We start from the raw sequence: 18,341 nt of genomic DNA on the forward strand, positions 1-18,341 counted from the left end.
CCGCACCGGCACTCCACCCCGCACCCCCACCGCACCCGCACCGCCCCACCCCCACCCCGTATCGTGAACCCCGCACATCACAGCCGCTCCACCGCCGCAGCGGCCGCGCACCCCGCATCGCACGAGGAGCCCGCACCGCCATGGCCGAGCACGCCGATCGCCCCGCTTACCCCGTCGGACTGCGCCTGAGCGGGCGCCGCGTAGTCGTCGTCGGCGGCGGCCAGGTCGCGCAGCGCCGCCTGCCCGCCCTCATCGCGGCCGGAGCGGACATCGTCCTCGTGTCCCCCTCCGCTACCGCGTCCGTCGAGGCGATGGCCGACGCGGGCGAGATCCGCTGGGAGCGCCGCCCGTACGCCGACGGAGACCTGACCGACACCTGGTACGCGCTCATCGCCACCGACGACGACGCGGCCAACGAGGCCGCCTCCGCCGAAGCCGAGCGCACCCGCACCTGGTGCGTCCGCAGCGACGACGCCGAGGCCGCCACCGCCTGGACCCCGGCCACCGGCCGCAGCGAGGGCGTGACCGTCGCCGTGCTCACCGCCGGCGCGCACGGCCGCGACCCGCGCCACTCGGCGGCCGTACGCGACGCGATCGTCGAGGGTCTGCGCGACGGCAGCATCGCCGCCCCGCACCACCGCACCCGGACCGCGGGCGTCGCCCTCGTCGGCGGCGGCCCCGGCGACCCCGACCTGATCACCGTCCGCGGCCGCCGCCTCCTCGCCGAGGCGGACGTCGTCATCGCCGACCGGCTCGGCCCGCGTGACCTGCTGGACGAACTCCCGCCGCACGTCGAGGTGATCGACGCCGCGAAGATCCCGTACGGGCGGTTCATGGCGCAGGAGGCCATCAACAACGCCCTGATCGAGCACGCCAAGGCGGGCAAGGCGGTCGTCCGGCTCAAGGGCGGCGACCCGTTCGTCTTCGGCCGGGGCATGGAGGAGGCGCAGGCGCTCGCCGCCGAGGGCATCCCGTGCACCGTCGTCCCCGGCATCTCCAGCTCCATCTCGGTGCCCGGAGCGGCCGGCATCCCCGTCACCCACCGGGGCGTCGCCCACGAGTTCACCGTGGTCAGCGGCCACGTCGCCCCCGACGACGAGCGCTCGCTCGTCGACTGGGAGGCCCTCGCCCGGCTGCGCGGCACACTGGTGCTGCTGATGGCCGTCGACAAGATCGGTGCCATCGCACGTGTGCTCATCGAGCACGGCAGGTCGCCCGAGACGCCGGTCGCCCTCGTCCAGGAAGGGACGACGGCCGCCCAGCGCCGCGTCGACGCGACGCTCGCGACCGTCGCCGAACGCGCCGCCGCCGAGGACGTCCGCCCGCCCGCCGTCATCGTCATCGGCGACGTCGTCGCGGTCGGCCCGGCCACCGCCCCGACCGCCAGGTAACCAGCGGTAACGGACCTCCTCCAGACCGTTGGCAGCACACACCGGACAAGGCAGTATCAAACCGTGGCTGATCTCATCACCGTCGACGACCCCGACGACCCCCGCCTGAGCGACTACACCGGCCTGACCGACATCGAACTCCGGCGCAGACGGGAGCCCGCCGAGGGCCTCTTCATCGCCGAGGGCGAGAAGGTGATCAGACGTGCCCGGCACGCCGGGTACGAGATGCGCTCCATGCTGCTCTCGGCGAAGTGGGTCGACCTGATGCGCGACGTCATCGACGAGGTCCCGGCGCCGGTGTACGCGGTCAGCCCGGAGCTCGCCGAGCGCGTCACCGGCTACCACGTGCACCGCGGCGCCCTCGCGTCCATGCAGCGCAAGCCCCTGCCGGCCGCCGACGAACTGCTGCGCACCGCCCGCCGGGTGGTCGTCATGGAGGCCGTCAACGACCACACCAACATCGGCGCGATGTTGCCTTTGGGCCTACAAGAGCGTGCTGGTCAACGTCGTATCGCGATCTTCGAGGATATCGTTGATCATGCCAATCTGGGTGCCGCTTTCCGCAATGCGGCGGCTCTGGGAGTGGAGGCCGTGTTCCTCACTCCGCGCTGTGCCGACCCCCTCTATAGGCGGGCTGTAAAGGTGTCCATGGGGGCTGTCCTCGCGGTTCCGTATGCCAGGTTCGAGTCATGGCCACATGACGCCGAAGTCGTCCGGCAAGAAGGCTTCGTGCTCGCGGCTCTCGCCCTCTCGCCGAACTCCATCACGCTCGACGAGCTTGCCGGTCGCCGCTACGAGAAGCTCGCCCTGATGCTGGGTACGGAGGGGGAGGGGCTGTCGGCCGGAGCGCTACAGGCCGCCGACGAGCATGTACGCATCCCGATGGATGCCGGTGTCGACTCACTGAACGTAGCCGCTGCCTCAGCTGTCGCCTTCTACGCCACCCGGCCCACCGAGGCACCGGACGGAAGATAGTTCCAGGTCGCTGTCCGCGGGTGGACTGTGCTCGGCGTACAGCCCGACTATTCTGCCGCCACTTGCGGCTCTGCCTGTGCAAGGATCCCTGACCTGCAGCGAAGGCCCTTTCCGGGCTTTCAGGGTCTTCCCGTCCGCGAGGAAAGCGTGGCAGGCGAAACACCCTCGCGTCGGCGGGGAGGACTTCTTCTTCCTCGGGTTCTTCGCCTCCGGCCGCGGAACACCCCCGCGTCGGCGGGGAGGACTCCGCGCAGGTCATCCGCGCGATCGGTGACGCCGGAACACCCCCGCGTCGGCGGGGAGGACGCTCCCGGGGCCGACGAGCTCCGAATCCGCCGCGGAACACCCCCGCGTCGGCGGGGAGGACGCCGCTTTCGGGTCCGGGTGGGAACTGATCACCGGAACACCCCCGCGTCGGCGGGGAGGACCCCAGCCTCGGGGCGAAGCGGGCACGTTGCTCCGGAACACCCCCGCGTCGGCGGGGAGGACGTGGCGTCGTCTGTGACACCACCCCCCTTCCCCGGAACACCCCCGCGTCGGCGGGGAGGACGAACGCATTGGGGGCGAAGGCTCCGAGTGCGTCGGAACACCCCCGCGTCGGCGGGGAGGACGCAGCGCGACTCCGAATCCCAGGAGAATGCCACGGAACACCCCCGCGTCGGCGGGGAGGACGCTTCTGTGGCCATGACCAGCCGCAGCCCGGCGGAACACCCCCGCGTCGGCGGGGAGGACGAGGACATGGACCTGGAGGACTTCCTGAACGACGGAACACCCCCGCGTCGGCGGGGAGGACGTCTCCTGGCCGTCCTCCCCGAGGGTGACGACCGGAACACCCCCGCGTCGGCGGGGAGGACGAGGAACGGCGCCGCGCCCAGGTGTACGTGGCCGGAACACCCCCGCGTCGGCGGGGAGGACGCGGCCCTCCACTGGACGGGGAGCGGGACCGGCGGAACACCCCCGCGTCGGCGGGGAGGACGACCGCAGCAGGTTTTTCGTGATCAGCTTCTTCGGAACACCCCCGCGTCGGCGGGGAGGACACTTCCTGACCTGCACCTTAAGAAGGGCTTTGCATTTTCTTTGCCTTCCCTGAAGGGATGAGGTGCTCAGTCAGTCGCACGGCGTCAGCCTATCCAATTGCGGCTCCCGAGGTTACCGAGGCGGCGCACGACGGCTCCCGTCAGTGTCCGGGTACGACCATCGGAACCTGGGTATCGGCACTGAATGTCTGTGCCGAGTGCTTGGATGCCATCGGTAGCGGCGTCGCTTCCGTTGCCGGGTCGGGGTCCAAGAAGCGGAGTGGGGTGGGTTGGCGTGCTGCGCAGGCAGGAAGTGCCGGATGAGTCGCTGTGGGGGAAGTCCCGTGGGTTGGATCCGGCGCTGCCTCCTTACCCACTAGTAAGACATCTACTTGACGCAGCCGCGATGGCGCTTCACCTGTGGGACGTGTACCTGGCGGGCAATCAAAGGGTACGTATAGCTGACGGGTTGGGGCTGGCCGGGGAGCTTGAGCGTGCTCGGGCTCTTGTTGCGCTGTGTGCCGGCCTGCACGACATCGGGAAGCTTTCGGGGTTCCAGTTCTGTTCACGGCGAGCTGGGCAGTTCGTCGGCAGCGAGCTGGCGGCAGGCAGTGGTCGGATGAGTGCCGTCCGTGCCGGGCATGACGTGGCGGGCATGACGGCTGCGGCCGAGGTGCTGAAAGTGCTGGGCTTCGAGGACGATGATGAGATGAGCGCCGCTGAACGAGTGGCGGAGATCATCGGAGGTCATCACGGCCGTTTCCATCGTCTTGAGGACGGTGTCGGGCCGGCGTTTCTGGGTGACGCGGCGTGGGCCGGACAGCGGGCCGCGCATGCCACGGCGGTGCACGACGTGCTGGGGGCCCCGGTGGCGCCTGAGTCGTTCGAGGCTCCCGTTGCCGTGTTGGTGACGGGGGTGGTGATGCTCGCGGACTGGCTGGTGAGCCAGGAGGGGTACCTGCGGCGACGGCAGCGGACGCTCGAGCCGTCACTGGCAGCTCACTTCAGGCGTTCCCAGGCGGACGCGGTCACGTTGCTGAGGGATGCCGGGCTGGCTCCGGTGGAACTGCAGCGTATGGGGTTCGCCGAGGCGTACGGCATCGTGGGGGCACCGAATCCCCTGCAGCAGTCGGTCATGGATGAACTGCCGGCTGCGGCGGGTGTCGGGGGGCGGGGCGGCATCATGCTGGTGACCGCTGCGCCCGGTGACGGCAAGTCGGAGACCGCGCTGGAGGCGGAGCGGATCCTGTCGAAAGTCTTCGGGACGCACGGGTACGTGTTCCTGCTGCCGACGATGGCCACCAGCGACCAGATGTACGAGCGGGTCGCCAGGACCTTGTGGAACCGGTCCGGGGAAGATGCCGGGCTGACTCTGGTACACAGCATGGCGTGGCTCAGCGGCGCCTACGCCGACGACGACCTGGACGGCGAGACGGTGGTGACCTGCGACGGCGACGAGGCTCCGGCCGGGCGCCGTCGCCGGGAGGCCGACATGCGGCCGGAGAGGTGGCTGCGTGGATCGAAGCGGCCGCTGCTGGCACAGTTCGCGGTCGGGACGATCGACCAGGCGTTGATGGCTGTTCTGCCGGTGCGGCACAACGCTCTTCGGATGCTGGCCCTTTCGAACAAGACTTTCATCGTGGACGAGGCGCACGCCTACGACCCGTATATGCAGGTGCTGCTGGGCCGGTTGCTGAACTGGCTGGGCTTTTACGGAGTGCCGGTCGTATTGCTGTCGGCAACCTTGCCGGGCTCGGTAGGCGACCGGTTGATCAAGGAGTACTTGCAGGGTGCCGGCCACAAGTCGAAGGCACTGAAGGGGAAGACCTTTCCGACGCCCTACCCGGGATGGCTGTACGTGGACGGCGCGAGCGGACGTTGTACGCAGATGTCCCGGGATAGCCAGTTGGAGCAGGCCCTCTCGCGGAACATGCGGCTCAGGGTGGACGTCGAGCCGGTCGTACACGGGGGTGAGGGCGGGGCGGTGGACAGGATCGCTGTGATCAGACGACTGCTGGAGCCGGTCGCGACAGGTTGCGGCGGTACTGCCCTGGTGGTGTGCAACACGGTGGGTGACGCGCAGGAGACGTACCTGCAGCTTCGCAATGAGATCGACCGGCGCTCCCACCAGGAGGCGGGCGATGTTCTGCTGCTGCATGCCCGATTCCCGGGAGATGTGCGGGAGGAGCGCACGGCCGAGGTCGCTGCGGGCCTGAACCGGAACGGTCCGAGGCCGGCCCGGCGGATTGTCGTGGCCACGCAGGTCGTCGAACAGTCCTTGGACCTGGACGCGGACATCGTCATCAGCGATCTCGCCCCCCTGTCGTTGCTGCTGCAGCGGGCAGGCCGCTGCTGGCGGCATGAGAACCATTGGCAAAAACACGGCTACCCGGATGGTCGAGGCCGCCCTGGGTGGGCGGATGAGCCTCGTCTCGTCGTCCTCGATCCCCTGACGGGCGGTGGGCGGATGCCTGTCCAGTGGGGTGAGGTGTACTCCGAGCACCTGCTCGGCAAGACCTCGCGGAAGCTGGCCGAGATCGAGGAGGGCGGCATCGCCATTCCGGAGGATGTACAGGCGTTGGTCGAGGCGGTCCACGGTGACAGCAAGGACTTCGACTGGAACGCCTCCGGCAACCGCGAAGCGAAGGCGTGGGCGGAGCACAAGGGCAAAGAGACCGCAGAGCGGAGCGTTGCTGCTCTGTGCGCTGTGCCCCGTGTCCGCCAGGTTGCTGCCCTCCATGACCTGCATGACATGGAGGGCGAAGAGGGCGAGTGGGAGGTGTCGACTCGTCTGGGCGCGGACTCGGTGCGCCTGCTGTGCGCCTATGTCCAGGAGGATGGCCGGCTCACTCTCGACGCGGAAGGTATGCAACTGCTGCCCGAAGGGCCCCAGGACGGCAGGACGCCGGTCTCCTTGGTCCGGCAGGTAATGCGCCGCACGATCGCCGTCCGTGCCGACTGGTTCCGTCACGCCGAGCCGGACACCCTTAGTCCGCCCTCCTCATGGGGCGAGCACCCCATGTTGGGAGACATCCGGGTCCTTCGTCAGCCGATCCATCAGGGAAAGGCCCAGGCCGTGAAGGTCGGTGCCAAGACAATGTCCTTGGACCAAGACCTGGGCCTCGTCCGCGCTTAGAACGTCGTGGCTCCGGGTGGAGCACCCCCACATCGGCGGGGAAGGCGTTGAGCTGCTCTCAGCCCCGCGCTCTCCAACTGAAACACCCCCACACAGGTGGGGAGGCGGTCGCATCCGAGTACGGCGACTACCTCCCCAAGGTTACTGGGAGAAGCCGCGGTACGCCTTCCCCGCCCCAGCCAACAGAAGCAGGCACGACCCGATGGTGGCGGGGTCGGGCCTCAGGCTGACGACGATCACGATGATGGCAATCACCACCACCCAGGGCGCCGACGAAGCCCAGGACGCGGGTGTGGTTACGACTCGATGCACGAGGTCTCCTCGAATCAACTCCGATGTGATGAGCGGCAGTTCTACCGGGAGATGCGCTTCGGACACAAGTCGATCAAGTCTCCCCTCCTCTCCTGTCATTTCTCTCCACCCCACTCTCTCCAACCTTCTGAATCTCGCGACGTACATCACTGAAAGGTGCTCTACTGGTTCGGGAGCACAGCACGGGACCCCCTGTGTCAGTGGTGGCTGCTTGAATGCGAAACGCGGCTCAGGCGGGCTCTCGCTGGGGGCTTGCCGTGCCTGTTTTGCGCTGATCATGTTCGTGGAGGGAGCTTTTGATGTCTGGGGGGTTCGACCTGCGGGACGAGCCATGGGTCCCGGTGCGGCTACTGACTGGGGAGTCGGTGCGGCTGGGACTGCGGCAGTTGTTCAAGCAGGCTCATGAGATCGAGGACCTGGAGCTGCCGGTGCCACCGGCAGCAGCCGGGTTGATGCGGATACTGGCTGCGATCACGGCCAGGGTTGCTGTCGTTGGAGACGATCGTCTCGATGACATCGACATCGCCGAGAACGCCAAGGACTGGCTTGATCTGCGTCGGCGGGTTCTGCGGGCCGGCCGATTCGCCCCGGAGGCTGTGGACAGATATTTCGACAAGGGCGTGCCGCCAGGCAGGTTCGACCTGTTCGACGCTGAGCGGCCGTTCTTGCAGGACCCTCGACTGCGTACAGAATGTGTGGACTCCAAGGGTGCACCGAACCCGTCGGGTGTGAACAAGCTGGTGATGGGCCGACCGACCGGCATCAACGGCGCGGTCCTGTTCGGTCACTTCACCGACACCGCTCCAGTTCCTGTGCCGGCCGCGGAAGCCACCTGGCATCTGATCGCCCAGCTCTACTTCGGGCCGTCCGGCCAGTGCACTCCCCGGCGCATCACGCAGGACCGGGCTGGCAGCGGTGATGCGGCACCTCTACGGAAGTCGGTTTCGTACTTCCCGTGGGGCCGTGACCTGTTCACCTCGCTGATCCTGGCCGTGCCAAGGCCACAGGACGAGGAGCTTGGGGAGGAGGACGATGTCTGCCCGTGGGAGGGGGACCTTCCCGACCCGCTGAATCCTGTTTCCGCGATAACGTGGCCGGGTCGGATGCTGACCGGCCGCTCCAGGCATGCGGTGCTGCTCGTTCCGTCATCGGACGGCCGGCAGGTGACGGACGCGTACATCACCTGGTCCACGCACGCCCTGGCCCCTGTGGTGCGGGACCCGTTCCAGATCCTTGACCGGCGCAAGGACGGGAACTTCCAGCCTCGCGAGGCCGAGGGCGCCCGTGCGCTGTGGCGTGACCTGGACGCCCTGCTGCTGAAGGACGACCGGCAGGACACCCAGCGGCCACCCGCACTTGGGGTACTGCCCAGGACGCTGCTGCCCACGCTTCGGGTGCGTGCCTACGGGTTCGACCAGGACGGCCAGCAGAAAGACAGCGTCTGGTTCTCTTCGACGACTCCCCGGGTCCTGACCTGGCTGGAGGAGAACGACGAGGAGATGGCGCACTACATCAAGCGCTGTCATGGCTCCGCGGAAGTCGTGGGCGACCGGCTGGATTTCGCCGCCAGGGTTGCCTGGAAGATCGCCACGGACTCCCACGTAGATTCCTCGCCGAAGGCAAAGGTCAAACTCGACGCCCGCAAGCCCGGCCCTTGGGCCTCGGCTGCACGGACCGTGTTCTGGTCGAAGGCCGAGGCCGAGTTCTGGCAGCTGACCAAGCCTGAGCGGCAGACGGACCAACCTCTGGAACCGTTTGTCCACGCGGCTTTGTCGGCGCTGGACGAGGCGATCGGCCCGTCCAGTCGGGCGGACATCAGGGTGGCGCGTGCCCGCCACCGTGCACGCTCCATGCTCCACGCGCTTCTCAGCCCAAAGACCGGCTGAGCCGGCCCCGACCATCCTGTGCACGCCGACCGTCTGTCGGCGTCTCGTTCATTCCCCATACCAGGAATGCCTCATGACCGATTCCACGGTGGCCGCTGCGCCGCCGAAACACGACAGGTTCGTCTCTTACGTCCACGACCTGTGCCAGAACAACCGCACTCGTGCCGAGCTGCGCAGGGGCCTGGGCTTGCCGGTCGAGCGGTGCAATTACATGCACCGATACCTCGTTCCCTGGCTTCACCGGCACGACGACGTCAACTACCCGGACATCCGCCGGGCCTACTACGGAGTCGCCTCCCTGATCGCAGCGCGCCCGCGCACCGCCCGGCAGACCGAGCCGGCGACCTCTGCCACTGCCTGGTACCTGCGTCCGAATCTGGGGACCGCGCTCGGCGACGCCGTCGGGAAGGACGTCATGAAACCGGGGACGGCCGAGAGCGCCTTGCACCTGATGTCCCGGCAGAGCAGCGATGCAGTGCACCGGACGCTTCCCGCCCTGACCCGGCAGCTCCTGAGCGGTGGCATCGCGGTCGACTGGGCGGTCCTGCTGAAGGACCTGTCCTGGTGGACCCAGGACCGCGACGCCATCGCCACCCGCTGGCTCGACCAGTATTTCCGCCACTCCATCCCCGCCGGCGTCACCGACACCACCACCGATCTTCCCGAGGAGAACGAGCGATGACCCTCTACCTGGACCTGAACGCCCTGCAGTCAGTACCGGCCGCGAACCTGAACCGCGACGACCTCGGGTCTCCGAAGCAGGTGCGCTACGGCGACGCGCTGCGTATCCGGGTCTCCAGCCAGTCCTGGAAGCGGCCCATCCGCCTCGGTGTGGAGCAGGACCTCGGGGAGAAGGCGGCCCGGACCCGACTCGTGCCGGTGAAGGTGCAGCAGGCGCTGGAACGGGCGGACTGGCCCACCGACCTGGCCGCGTTCGCCGGCTCCCAGGTCGCGGTCAGCGCCGGGAAGAAGGGCATCGGGCTGGAGGCCGCCGGTCACACCTCGGTGCTGCTGTTCCTGCCGGAGGCCGCCATCGAGGAGCTCGCCGCCGTGTGTGCTGAGCACCGCGAGGCGCTGGAAACCGCCATGGCGAAGGCGGCAAGCGCCAAGAAGGGCACCAAGGCCCCGCAGGTGCTGCCCCCCAACAGGGTCGAGGAGATCCTCAAGCGGCGCACCGCATCCATCAGCCTCTTGGGGCGCATGCTCGCCGAGCTGCCGGACGCCAACGTCGACGGCGCCGCTCAGGTCGCACACGCCTTCACCACGCACGCGGCGGAGCCGCAGCGCGACTACTTCACCGCCGTCGACGACTGGCTGGGCGAGTCCGAGACCGGCAGCGGACACCTGGACACCGCCGAATTCGCCGCAGGCGTCTTCTACCGGTACGCGACCGTCAACCTCACCGACCTGCTGAAGAACCTTGAGGGCGATCTCAAGGTCGCCCGCACGGTGCTGGCCTCCTTCGCCGAGCACTTCCTGATGTCCCTGCCGCAGGCCAAGAAGAACTCGACGGCGCCGCACACGCTGCCGGACCTCGCGTACCTGGCGGTGCGGGAGCACCGGCCGCTGTCGCTGGCTGCCGCCTTCGAAACCCCCGTGACCGCTGACCGGCAGGGAGGCTTCTCCAAGCCCTCCCGCCAAGCGCTCGACACCTACGCCATCAACATCAACCGGCTTACCGGCGACGGTCACCGCCCCTTCCACGGACACACGGTCATCGACCCGCAGGAGAAGCCGAAGGGACTCGGCACCGCCCACGAGTCCTACCACCAGCTCGTGGAAGCCGCCGTCGAGACAGCGATCAGCGCCGCCGGCGACACGGTCGCGGGAGCCCAGCAGTGAGCGGACTGCTGCTGCGCCTGGCCGGCCCCTTGCAATCCTGGGGTGAGCGCTCCGTGTTCACCCCGGTGCGGGAGACTGCCTCCTTCCCGACCCGTTCTGCACTCGTCGGCATGTTCGCCGCGGCCGAAGGCATCACCCGCGCCGACACGGCCAGCCTCAAGAAGTATGAGCAGGTGCGGCTGACAGTGCGAGTCGACCGGCCGGGCACGCTCCTGGAGGACTACCACACCGTCGGCGGCGGCTTCCCCAAGGAACGCACTGCCGCCACCAGCGGCGGAAGCAACAAGGACGCGGCCGTCATCACCCGCCGCCAGTACCTCACCGACGCGGTCTTCGTCGTCGCCGTCACCGCCCCGGACGAACTGACGCAGCAGATCGCGGCGGCACTACGGCGCCCCTACTGGGCGCCTTACTTGGGCCGACGCTCCTGCGCACCCGACGAGCCGTTCCTCCTGCGCCGGCACGTCACAGATCCCGAGGCTGAACTGCTGACGGGAGTCCCCCTCACCTGCCCCCAACCCCGTGACAGTGCGGTGGAAACGATCGCGGTGCAGTTCCTGCGCGAACGTCCCCTCCCCGAAGCCGGTCCCGCCGCGTCCGCCGACGTCATCGAGATCAACGACATGCCGGTCAGCTTCGCCCCACACGGACGGGCCCACGCCGGGCGCCGCCTCTACCGCACCGTCGAACCTGTCAGCCGCGCTCTGGCAGGACCGCCCAAGACCCTGCTCACGCGTCTGATCGACTACGCCCACGCCGAGGAACACGCATGAACGACGAGCCGGTGATCGCCCGGATCCGCCTCAACCCGCACAGCCGCGACGTGCAGCGGGATCTTCGCGACGCCACCGAAATGCACCGCACGGTGATGCGTATGGTGCCCGACGGCCTCGGCGACTCCCCCCGCCACCAGGCGGGCCTGCTCTACCGCATCGACGAGACCGACACCACCAGCACCCTCCTTGTCCAAGCGCACCGCCTCGACCCCGACCGTCTCCCGGCCGGGTACGGACAGGCAGACATCAAGAGCCTCGCCCCCATGTTCACCGCCCTGCGCAAAGGACTGGCTGTCCGCTACCGCATCGTCCTCAACCCCGCCAAACGCGAACGCCTCCCACTGGAGGTGAAAGGAAAGCGCGGCCGGATCGTGCCACTGTCCGGGGCACAAGCCGACCAGTGGTGGCTGCGCCGGGCAGCCGACGTGGGCCTGCAACTCCACATCCTGACACCCACCAACATGCCACCCATCCGCCCCCGCAGACAGGACCCCGACAGCATGCGGCACAGCCTTGTCCGCTACGACGGCACCGCAACCGTCACCGACCCCGACACCCTCCACGAAGCTGTCCTGACTGGCATCGGACGCGGGAAACCGTACGGAGCCGGACTCCTCAGCCTCGCCCCCGCACCGGCCGCATGAGCGCCCCCAGAAGAGGAGGCGACGCCCGGAGGCGCCTCGCCTCCCCGACCCTCGCCATGCTTCCCCGCGTTGTCGACTCCCTGTCATTCCTCTACCTCGACATGGTCCGCGTCGTACAGGACGACACCGGAGTCTGCGCCCAGATCCAGGTGGACGCCCGGCGCGCCGACCTCGTCTACATCCCCACCGCCGCGCTCTCGTGCCTACTGCTCGGCCCAGGCGTCTCCATCACCACACCAGCTCTGAACACCCTGGCCCGCCACGGCACCACCGTCGTCTCCGTTGGATCCGGCGCAGTGCGCGCCTACGCCGGCATCCTCTCCGACTCCCTCACCACCGACTGGCTCGAACAGCAAGTCGCCTGCTGGGCCGACCCCGAACGACGCCTCGACGTCGCCGTCCGCATGTACCGCATGCGCTTCAAGGACGCCGACCTCCCCGACACCGTCACCCTCGACCAGCTCCGCGGCCTCGAAGGCCAGCGGATGAAGGCCTTCTACAAAATCCTGGCCCAGCAACACGGCATCGGCCGATTCCGCCGCAACTACCACCCCGACCAATGGGAGTCCCAGGACCCCGTCAACGTCGCGCTGTCCGCAGCCAGCGCCTGCCTCTACGGCACCGTCCACGCCGCGCTGCTCGCGCTCGGCCTCTCACCCGCCCTCGGATTCGTCCACACAGGCAAGCAGCACTCCTTCGTCTACGACATCGCCGACCTCTACAAGGCCGAGACCACCCTCCCCCTGGCCTTCGCCCTCCACAAATCCGACAACCCCGAACAGGAAGCACGACGCCGCTTCCGCGAAGACCTACGACTCCTCAAACTCCTCCCGCGCATCGTCCGGGACGTCCAGAGCCTCCTGTCGCCAGGCTCCACGGATGGCACCGATGAAGACGAGCCCCGCGAACGGCGCGACGTCCAGCTGGTACATCTCTGGGACCCCGAGGCCGGCGTCCTTCCCGCCGGCGTCAACTACGCGGACAGAGGTGAATGATGCCGTCCATGCTCGTAATCGCCACCACGGCCGTTCCTGACCACCTCCGTGGGGCACTCAGCCGCTGGACCAGCGAAGTCGTCCCTGGCATCTTCGTCGGGAGCGTCTCCGCCCGCGTCCGTGACCAACTCTGGCAGGCCGTCACCGACACCGTTGGCAACGGCGCCGCCGTCCTCGTCCATCCCGCCCCCACCGAACAGGGCTACGCCATCCGAACCGCTGGCACCCGCCGCTGCGTCCCCACAGATTTCGACGGGCTTACCCTCATCCGTATGACCGCCACACCAAAAGTAAAGGACATGTAAAGCCCTTCTTAAGGTGCAGGTCAGGAAGTGTCCTCCCCGCCGACGCGGGGGTGTTCCGTGGCTGATGGGCCCGTCGTGGGTGTCCATAAGGTCCTCCCCGCCGACGCGGGGGTGTTCCGCCCTGACGGATGGTCTGGCGGGAACGGACGCCGTCCTCCCCGCCGACGCGGGGGTGTTCCGACGGAGACAAGGTCTCATGACCCAGCCCACCCGTCCTCCCCGCCGACGCGGGGGTGTTCCGCCAGCCACAACGCCCGCATCCTCGCTGAACACGTCCTCCCCGCCGACGCGGGGGTGTTCCGCCACCTACGACCTGCGCGACCTGCTGCGCAACGTCCTCCCCGCCGACGCGGGGGTGTTCCGTCGAAGAACTCGCATTCGGCCTGGCAGCGGTCGTCCTCCCCGCCGACGCGGGGGTGTTCCGGTTTGTGTCCTTGTCGGGCACGGGGCGGTGTCGTCCTCCCCGCCGACGCGGGGGTGTTCCGCCGGGCCTTCATCCACCGGGGGACGTTCAGCGCCCTCCCCGCGAGATCGCAGTAGAACGCGGGCGCCATCTTCCGCAGCGCCGCCGCACTCGGCATGGACGCCGTCCTGCTCTCCCCGGACTGCGCAGACCCGCTCTACCGGCGGTCCGTCAAGGTCTCGATGGGTGCGGTCTTCTCCGTCCCGTACGCCCGCCTCGACACCTGGCCCAAGGCCCTGGAGACCGTACGCGAGGCCGGTTTCACGCTGCTCGCGCTGACCCCCGACGAGAAGGCCGGCAGCATCGAGGAGGCGGCTCCGCACCGGATGGACCAGGTGGCCCTGATGCTCGGCGCGGAGGGCGACGGCCTCTCCACCCAGGCCCTCGTCGCCGCCGACGAGTGGGTGCGCATCCCGATGGCCCACGGCGTGGACTCGCTGAACGTCGGCGCGGCGGCCGCGGTCGCCTTCTACGCGGTGGCCACGGGCCGCCCGGAGAACTAGGGCCTGTCCGGCGGATCTTCGTGGATCAGCCCGCGACGCCTGGCACGGCACCTCGCCGCACGGCCGCTTCACCCGAGTACGTCCAGTACGAGGGCGAAACGGCCGCACAGCGATGCACCGCACCAGCCGCCGCGAGGCCGCCCCCCGGGCGACGACGGGGAACTCAATGCAGGCCCTGGACCCGGCCCCGCTACCGTCCCCGGACCTGGCTGTGGCTCCCGCCGTGGCCGAGGTCCGTGCCCAGGCCCCGGGCCGGCCCCTGGCAGCCCTGCGCCGCCGCGATCCCCAGCGCCACCAGCAGCGTCACCACCACGAAGACGACGAGCCGCTGCCGCAGCAGCCGCGGGTTGGCCGGGCGCCGGCCGGCCGAGGTTGTCCGGGTCCCCGGCCGCGTACCAGGCCGGCCGTTCGTCCCGTTGGTGCCCTGCGGACGCCTGCCGGGATGCGTCGTCCCGCGCGGCTGCTGCTGTGCGGGACGGCCGCCACCGGTCCGGGACGGGACGGGACGCGAGGACGGCCGGTTCTGCGGACGCGACCCGGGCGGGGGTCCTGCGGCCCGGCGGGTCTGCTGCTCCGTGTACGGGCCGTCCAGACGGCCGGTCGGCCGGTCCGCCTCCTGCGCCGAACGCTGGACGGGCGGCCTGCTCTCGTGCAGCCCCTGGGCCTCCCGGGCCGCGATCTCCTTGAGCCGCATCGACAGCTGGAGCGTGCTCGGACGCTCCTCCGGGTCCTTCGCCAGACAGGCGCTCACCAGGGGCGCGAGCGCGTCGTGCACATCGAACAGCTGAGGCTCCTCGTGCACCACGCGGTAGAGCATCACCTCGGAACTGCCGTGCCCGAACGGCGAGTCGGCCATCGCCGCGTACGCCAGCGTGGCGCCGAGCGAGAAGACGTCCGTCGCGGGGGTCACCGCAGCGCCCCGCACCTGCTCGGGGGCGAGGAAGCCGGGCGAGCCCACCGCCGTACCGACGTGCGTCAGTGTGGAGGCCCCGGTCGCCCAGGCGATGCCGAAGTCGATGATCCGGGGGCCCTTGGGGGAGAGGAGGATGTTCGACGGCTTCAGGTCGCGGTGGACGACACCGGCCTCGTGCACCGCCACCAGGCCCTCGGAGAGCGCGGCGCCGATCGAGGCCACCTCGGCGGCCGACAGCGGGCCCTCCTCGGCCACCTTGTCGTGGAGCGAGGGGCCCGGCACGTACTGCGTGGCGAACCACGGACGGTCCGCCTCCAGATCGGCGGCCACCAGCCGTGCCGTACAGCCGCCGCGAATCCGGCGGGCGGCGGAGACCTCGCGCGCGAACCGCGAACGGAACTCCTGATCCTCCGCCAGGTCCGGCCGGATCACCTTCAGCGCCACCCGCTGGCCCCGCCGGTCCGAGCCGAGGTAGACGACACCCATGCCGCCGGCCCCCAGCCGCCGGTGCAGCCTGAACGAACCGACGACACGCGGGTCCTCGCGCCGGAGCCGCATCATCGCCATGTCTGCCCATCCCCGCTGCCTGGTACGCCTGACGAGGCACAGCTTACGTACCCGCCGCCCGGGGTGCTCAGAGGCCGCGCCCTCGCCGGGGATCGGATTGTCAGTGCCGGGTGGGAAACTTGAGGAGTGGTCAGGGAGCCGCGGATCCAGGCGCCCCGGCCCGTGCGAGATCTCAAAGGTCCGTCGCAGAAGGGGGATTGGATCAGTGAAGGGCGATCGAGTCGAGATAGTCGTGGACGCCGGGGACACGACCAGGACGTACGAGGTGGTGGCCTCCAGGGCCGGCCGCAGGGTGGAGACCGCGGTCCGCCGGGGTGTGGTCGAAGTGAGTGAAGTCACGCGCAACGGCTCCGTGGTCCGCACCGCGCGTTTCATGGCGACCAGGGTCCTCGCTCTGGTCGAACAGCCGGTCCCCAGGGAGGATGGCTCCGAGCATCCCCTCCGGGATGACCCCAACCCTGCGTAGCCCCGTCTCCACCCAGGGGAGTACGCCGACAGCACGGGGCTCATCCTCCGGGAGGCCCGGCAATCGGTACGCGGGCATGACGCCGCCCGCCGCCCGAATCCCTAATGTTGAAGTCAAGCGGCGGGCGTCGCACTCGTCCCCCGAGGTCACACGCCCGCCGCCCCACATCAGGTCAGGAGAGGAATCATGGCGGACACGGCAACGCGGACCATCATCCGCACGCGAGGACGCAGGGCTCACGCCGCGTTCGGCAGCCGCCCGTCGTCCGGCACGCGCCACCCGCTGGTGGCGACGGCCATGGTTCTTCCTCTGGCGGCCCTGCTCGTCGTCGTCTTCGGCGGCTGGGAAGCAGTGGTCACACAGGCGTCGTCCGTGGGCGTGATGCTGGGGCGCTGAGCGGCGCCCCGGGTCCGGAAGAGCGGTCCGGACCGGGACATCCGGCCAACAACCCCGTGGGGACGGGGGTGCGGCGGACGGCAGCGTTTGTCCGGTCAGCTGGGGAGCTGACCGGACATCGCGCTGTCCGGGGCCGATTCACCCGGCCCACAGTCCCCCGCCCTCCGCGTTCGCTGCGCACGGCCCGCCCTCCGGGTACGTTCCCGCGCTGCCCGCGCTGCCCGCGCTGCGCGTACGCTCTGCCGCGGGCGCGCCCGCCCGTCGAGAGCCCGTCCCGTGCCACCGGGGGAGACCGTGACCACCGCAGTCGTACGCGCGCTGGGCGACCTCGCCCACCGGGCGGCCCACCCGCCCCCGGGCGCCGCCTGCTCCTGCCCGCCCCCGGCCGTGCTCGCCGACCGCGCGGACGGCACCGTGGTCCGCCGCGGCCCTGTCGTCGCCAAGGCCCACGCCCCCGGCACGGACACCGCCGCCCTGGCCGCACGCATGCGCCTGGCGACCGACCCCGCCCTGGCAGGCACGCTCCTGGCGCCCCTCTTCCTGCGGTGGCCGTCCCCGGACAGCCGGCCCGCGCACCTCACCGAACTGCACGGCCGCCCCGTCACCCTGTGGCCGCACGGCGAGCCGGTCGATCCCGGCGATCCCGACGCCGCCCCCTGGGAAGAGGCCGCCGCGCTCCTCGCGCGCCTGCACCGCACCGCGACCCCCGGGCCCGCACTCCCCGCCATGCGCGGCCCGGCCAAGGCCGCGCTCGCCGTGGCCCGGATGCGTACCGCCCGGCCCGGCGATCCGGCGACCGCCCCCGTGCTCGCCGCCTGGCGCGGGCTGCCGGGCTGGGCCCGCGGCGAGGCACCCCCTCCGGCTGACCGGGGGACCTTCCTCTGCCACGGCGACCTGCACCTGGGCCAGCTCGTCCGCCACCCCGCGCCGCACGGCCCCTGGCTGCTCATCGACATCGACGACGCCGGCCACGGCGACCCCGCCTGGGACCTCGCACGCCCCGCTGCCTGGTACGCGGCCGGGCTGCTGCCCCCCGAGGTCTGGCTCCGCTTCCTGGACGCCTACCGCGCCGGGGGCGGCCCCGCCGTACCGGCCGACGGTGACCCGTGGCCCGAACTCGACGTGCCCGCCCGCGCCCTGACCGTACAGACCGCGGCACTGGCCTGGGCGAAGTCGGCGGCGGAGGGCAGGGTTCCGGACGCGGTGGAACAGGTCATGATCGACGCCTGTGCCCGTATCGCCTCGCTCACACCGGAGTTGGACGTCGAACACTCGTCATAGGGTGAACCGACCGTCGGCGGGCCATGCCTTCCGGCGACGGCGAACCGACAGCGAGGAGTGAGCCCGACCATGCAGTGTCCCAAGTGCCACGCACCGATGCACACGTACAACCGCAACGGCATCCAGATCGAGCAGTGCAGCGGCTGCCGGGGGATATTCCTCGACTACGGGGAGCTGGAGACGCTGACCCGCATCGAGTCCCAGTGGGCGCAGCAGGCACCCCCGCCGCCGGCCCCGCCGGCCTACCCGTCCGCCCCGGCGCCCGCCTGGGGTGCCCCGCAGCACCACGGCGGGCACCACGGCCACTACCGGCAGAAGGGCTTCGGCCGCATGCTCTTCTCCTCCTGACCGGGAGGGAACGACGAAGCCCCGGTCGTGGAGACGACCGGGGCTTCGTGACAGTGCGCGATACTGGGATTGAACCAGTGACCTCTTCCGTGTCAGGGAAGCGCTCTCCCGCTGAGCTAATCGCGC

Annotated in this window: 16 protein-coding genes, 1 tRNA gene, 1 pseudogene and 2 CRISPR repeat arrays; of the genes and pseudogenes, 15 read left to right on the forward strand and 3 right to left on the reverse strand. The window is 69.9% G+C overall.

What is annotated here, in order from left to right:
* Positions 1-140 precede the first annotated feature (140 nt).
* The 3 genes from cobA (at position 141) to cas3 (ending at position 6,518) form a co-directional block, all read left to right on the forward strand.
* Positions 141-1,391, forward strand: a complete 1,251-nt coding sequence (gene cobA / locus B082_RS0133985; protein WP_018556239.1) for a uroporphyrinogen-III C-methyltransferase — start codon at positions 141-143, stop codon at positions 1,389-1,391.
* 63 nt (positions 1,392-1,454) lie between these two features.
* The gene (locus B082_RS0133990) at positions 1,455-2,366 is read left to right on the forward strand and encodes a TrmH family RNA methyltransferase (RefSeq protein ID WP_018556240.1); all 912 of its coding nucleotides are present in this window, start codon (positions 1,455-1,457) and stop codon (positions 2,364-2,366) included.
* 155 nt (positions 2,367-2,521) lie between these two features.
* Positions 2,522-3,404: direct repeats of the CRISPR family, unit length 30 nt; unit sequence CGGAACACCCCCGCGTCGGCGGGGAGGACG.
* Positions 3,405-3,695: 291 nt separating this feature from the next.
* Positions 3,696-6,518 carry a CRISPR-associated helicase Cas3' gene (cas3, locus tag B082_RS0133995; RefSeq protein ID WP_234018315.1) on the forward strand — a complete coding sequence of 941 codons (2,823 nt, stop codon included), beginning with the start codon at positions 3,696-3,698 and terminating at the stop codon, positions 6,516-6,518.
* Positions 6,519-6,659: 141 nt separating this feature from the next.
* Here the strand turns inward: cas3 and B082_RS39370 are convergent, their stop codons facing one another.
* Positions 6,660-6,830, reverse strand: coding sequence for a hypothetical protein (locus B082_RS39370; RefSeq protein WP_018556242.1), 171 nt, complete (start codon positions 6,828-6,830; stop codon positions 6,660-6,662).
* 299 nt (positions 6,831-7,129) lie between these two features.
* On the opposite strand from B082_RS39370, the gene casA reads away from it, so the two are divergent.
* From casA to B082_RS37275, 8 genes and pseudogenes are all read left to right on the forward strand, one after another.
* On the forward strand, positions 7,130-8,716 hold the full coding sequence (gene casA / locus B082_RS0134005) for a type I-E CRISPR-associated protein Cse1/CasA (protein ID WP_018556243.1): 1,587 nt from the start codon (positions 7,130-7,132) through the stop codon (positions 8,714-8,716).
* Positions 8,717-8,789: 73 nt separating this feature from the next.
* Positions 8,790-9,398 carry a type I-E CRISPR-associated protein Cse2/CasB gene (gene casB, locus B082_RS37270; protein WP_018556244.1) on the forward strand — a complete coding sequence of 203 codons (609 nt, stop codon included), beginning with the start codon at positions 8,790-8,792 and terminating at the stop codon, positions 9,396-9,398.
* Positions 9,395-10,558: a type I-E CRISPR-associated protein Cas7/Cse4/CasC gene (gene cas7e / locus B082_RS0134015; RefSeq protein ID WP_018556245.1), complete on the forward strand. Its 1,164-nt coding sequence runs from the start codon at positions 9,395-9,397 to the stop codon at positions 10,556-10,558. Before casB ends, cas7e begins: the two co-directional genes overlap by 4 nt.
* Positions 10,555-11,331 carry a type I-E CRISPR-associated protein Cas5/CasD gene (cas5e, locus tag B082_RS0134020; protein WP_018556246.1) on the forward strand — a complete coding sequence of 259 codons (777 nt, stop codon included), beginning with the start codon at positions 10,555-10,557 and terminating at the stop codon, positions 11,329-11,331. The genes cas7e and cas5e overlap by 4 nt, the downstream gene beginning before the upstream one ends.
* Positions 11,328-11,978 carry a type I-E CRISPR-associated protein Cas6/Cse3/CasE gene (cas6e, locus tag B082_RS0134025; RefSeq protein WP_018556247.1) on the forward strand — a complete coding sequence of 217 codons (651 nt, stop codon included), beginning with the start codon at positions 11,328-11,330 and terminating at the stop codon, positions 11,976-11,978. Before cas5e ends, cas6e begins: the two co-directional genes overlap by 4 nt.
* Before the next feature lie 56 nt (positions 11,979-12,034).
* Positions 12,035-12,973: a type I-E CRISPR-associated endonuclease Cas1e gene (gene cas1e, locus B082_RS0134030; protein WP_018556248.1), complete on the forward strand. Its 939-nt coding sequence runs from the start codon at positions 12,035-12,037 to the stop codon at positions 12,971-12,973.
* Entirely contained in the window at positions 12,973-13,278 is a 306-nt protein-coding gene (cas2e, locus tag B082_RS0134035; protein ID WP_037711469.1) for a type I-E CRISPR-associated endoribonuclease Cas2e, read from the forward strand. The genes cas1e and cas2e overlap by 1 nt, the downstream gene beginning before the upstream one ends.
* 28 nt (positions 13,279-13,306) lie before the next feature.
* Positions 13,307-13,763: a CRISPR direct-repeat array (repeat unit 30 nt; unit sequence CGTCCTCCCCGCCGACGCGGGGGTGTTCCG).
* Positions 13,764-13,818: 55 nt separating this feature from the next.
* Positions 13,819-14,244, forward strand: a pseudogene (locus B082_RS37275) (TrmH family RNA methyltransferase); the annotation flags it as partial.
* Between the two features lie 190 nt (positions 14,245-14,434).
* Here the strand turns inward: B082_RS37275 and B082_RS0134045 are convergent.
* Complete coding sequence (locus B082_RS0134045) at positions 14,435-15,724, reverse strand: serine/threonine-protein kinase (protein WP_018556251.1); 1,290 nt, start codon at positions 15,722-15,724, stop codon at positions 14,435-14,437.
* 205 nt (positions 15,725-15,929) lie between these two features.
* Between B082_RS0134045 and B082_RS0134050 the strand changes: the two genes are divergently transcribed.
* The 4 genes from B082_RS0134050 (at position 15,930) to B082_RS0134065 (ending at position 18,215) form a co-directional block, all read left to right on the forward strand.
* Positions 15,930-16,190 (forward strand): hypothetical protein, encoded by a 261-nt coding sequence (locus B082_RS0134050; RefSeq protein WP_018556252.1) that lies wholly within the window; start codon positions 15,930-15,932, stop codon positions 16,188-16,190.
* Between the two features lie 186 nt (positions 16,191-16,376).
* A complete protein-coding gene (locus tag B082_RS0134055) occupies positions 16,377-16,586 on the forward strand; it encodes a hypothetical protein (RefSeq protein WP_018556253.1) in 210 nt (69 codons plus the stop codon).
* 294 nt (positions 16,587-16,880) lie between these two features.
* Positions 16,881-17,867: a phosphotransferase enzyme family protein gene (locus B082_RS0134060; protein WP_018556254.1), complete on the forward strand. Its 987-nt coding sequence runs from the start codon at positions 16,881-16,883 to the stop codon at positions 17,865-17,867.
* 69 nt (positions 17,868-17,936) lie between these two features.
* On the forward strand, positions 17,937-18,215 hold the full coding sequence (locus B082_RS0134065; RefSeq protein ID WP_078622719.1) for a zf-TFIIB domain-containing protein: 279 nt from the start codon (positions 17,937-17,939) through the stop codon (positions 18,213-18,215).
* 54 nt (positions 18,216-18,269) lie between these two features.
* Here B082_RS0134065 and B082_RS0134070 read toward each other — a convergent pair.
* Positions 18,270-18,341, reverse strand: a tRNA-Val gene (locus B082_RS0134070).

Origin of the sequence: Streptomyces sp. ATexAB-D23, from assembly GCF_000373645.1 — a bacterium.
Lineage (GTDB): Bacteria > Actinomycetota > Actinomycetes > Streptomycetales > Streptomycetaceae > Streptomyces > Streptomyces castrisilvae.

Bases quoted from the DNA above. Each gene is read 5' to 3' on its own strand.
- casA (WP_018556243.1), top strand. From the start codon at position 7,130: ATGTCTGGGGGGTTCGACCTGCGGGACGAGCCATGGGTCCCGGTGCGG.
- B082_RS0134065 (WP_078622719.1), top strand. From the start codon at position 17,937: ATGCAGTGTCCCAAGTGCCACGCACCGATGCACACGTACAACCGCAAC.
- cas2e (WP_037711469.1), top strand. From the start codon at position 12,973: ATGCCGTCCATGCTCGTAATCGCCACCACGGCCGTTCCTGACCACCTC.
- cobA (WP_018556239.1), top strand. From the start codon at position 141: ATGGCCGAGCACGCCGATCGCCCCGCTTACCCCGTCGGACTGCGCCTG.
- cas6e (WP_018556247.1), top strand. From the start codon at position 11,328: ATGAACGACGAGCCGGTGATCGCCCGGATCCGCCTCAACCCGCACAGC.
- B082_RS0134045 (WP_018556251.1), bottom strand. From the start codon at position 15,724: ATGGCGATGATGCGGCTCCGGCGCGAGGACCCGCGTGTCGTCGGTTCG.
- cas7e (WP_018556245.1), top strand. From the start codon at position 9,395: ATGACCCTCTACCTGGACCTGAACGCCCTGCAGTCAGTACCGGCCGCG.
- B082_RS0134055 (WP_018556253.1), top strand. From the start codon at position 16,377: ATGGCGGACACGGCAACGCGGACCATCATCCGCACGCGAGGACGCAGG.
- casB (WP_018556244.1), top strand. From the start codon at position 8,790: ATGACCGATTCCACGGTGGCCGCTGCGCCGCCGAAACACGACAGGTTC.
- cas1e (WP_018556248.1), top strand. From the start codon at position 12,035: ATGCTTCCCCGCGTTGTCGACTCCCTGTCATTCCTCTACCTCGACATG.